At 64.7% G+C, this 1684-nt stretch carries 1 protein-coding gene; it reads left to right on the top strand.

Annotated features, from left to right (window positions below):
- Window positions 1-1385, top strand: a 1385-nt coding sequence (locus tag FJV41_RS49045) for an FAM151A/B family protein (protein ID WP_220137970.1), incomplete at its 5' end; no start/stop codon positions are given.
- Window positions 1386-1684: the final 299 nt, after the last annotated feature.

Here is a 1684-nt window from a genome sequence, read left to right as displayed (position 1 = left end):
GCCTTCTTGCCCCTCCGCCCCCTCCCGCGCCGGGACCCGGGCCTGTCGCGCCCGAATCGCCTCTCGGCCTTATCCCCACTGTCGAATTGGCCACCCAGGCGGTGGCGGCGGAATTCCAGACGGGAGGCCCCGCTGCGGCATCACAGAAGCTGTCGGACCTCGTCATGGACCCCAGGACCCCTCCGGGCTTCACCGACGAGTTGCTCAAGGCGGCGGCGCCCACGCTCCAAGCCATCAGCGACTCGCTGGGCGAGCGCACCCGGAATGGCAAGCTGGATGACGACAAGAAGGATGCCCACGGCAGGTTCAACACCACCCACGAGACGCTGAAGAACCTGTCCGTGGTCGCCAACAAGGCCGGCCCGGAGGGCGTCAAGCTCCTGGGACAGACCCTGGCGGCTGCGACCCCCGACAAGTCCGAGCTCAATCAGTTCGACGACAAGCTCAAGGCGCTTCAGAAGGAGAAGACGCCTGGACTCGACAAGCTCGCGGGCTCGCTCGTGACGGAGCTCGAAGCCTCGGGCAAGAGCAAGGCCGCGAAGGAGCTGCGCAAGGAGCACGTGTCGCTCGCGGAGCTCCCACCGCCGCCGCCCCCCCAGAAGCCTCGCTGGGAGGAGGACATGAAGCTGGCTGACGCCCACAACGCCCACTCCACCAACACCCGCGGCGACTTCAATAAAGCCGCCAAGGGGGACTACAACTGGATGGAGGGCGACGTCAGCATGGAAATCAATGACAAGGGTCGCATCGAAATGCGGCACGACCCCATCCATGAGAAGGGCGACAACCTCACCCTCACGGAATGGCTGAACAAGGGGAAGGAGCTCGGGGTCGGCCTCAAGCTGGACGTGAAGGATGAAGCCGTCTTCGGCCAGGGGTTCCTGAACGAAGTCCGCGCGGCTGGCGTTCCAGAGCATCAACTCATGTTCAACTACGGCTTCCAAAAGGCAGCCGACCATGGGGTTGAGACGCGGGCGATGTTCCCCGGAGCCACCATCGCCATCAACCCTCCCTCCCCCGACAAGGTCCCAAAGGGGTCCGACCCGATCTCCGAAATGGTGAAGATGGTCGAGACTGGCGGCGTCACAAAGCCTGTCACCTTCGTCTTCGAGTACGGCAAGCACCCCACGAATCCAGCCGACATCGCACGGTTGCAGGACCTGGGGCCCATCTCTGTCTGGAGAGGCGCGACGCTCACCGGAATGAGCGAAGAGGATGCCACCAGACACCTGAAGAAAGACCTGGGCTACACAGGAATGATCGACCTCAAGGAGACCGCCATGAACGACCCCGGGGCGGCCATCAAGGATACCGTCGACAAGGGGATGAACTACGCGGTGGATTTCGCCCAGGAGCCGGGAAAGTACCTGAAGAAGCTCATCTGAGCTGAGCGTGGGCCCCGCTTCATCCAGGGCCCTCCCTCAACGCGGGGATCACCCCACCCGCTGCCCACCGACGGTCAGGTCGTCGAGCCACCGGTCGGTGGGCCCGGAGGTGTCATCGCCGTCGCTTCGGAATCCTTGTGCGACCGTACGGCGGCGGACGGAAAATGCGCCACTTCAGGCCAGGGGGGCTCCACGGGGTGAAGTCCTCATCCCCCACCCCTGGAGCACCTCATGGCCTCTTGGCTTGATCTCGCATTCCGACGCCCCCCCGTCGCGACGACGCCCGTGGAGGTCCAGCC

The sequence above is a fragment of the Myxococcus llanfairpwllgwyngyllgogerychwyrndrobwllllantysiliogogogochensis genome (genome assembly GCF_006636215.1).
Classification (GTDB): domain Bacteria; phylum Myxococcota; class Myxococcia; order Myxococcales; family Myxococcaceae; genus Myxococcus; species Myxococcus llanfairpwllgwyngyllgogerychwyrndrobwllllantysiliogogogochensis.
The sequence above is the reverse complement of the archived record's forward strand: the minus strand, read 5'-3'. Positions and strand labels throughout refer to the sequence as shown.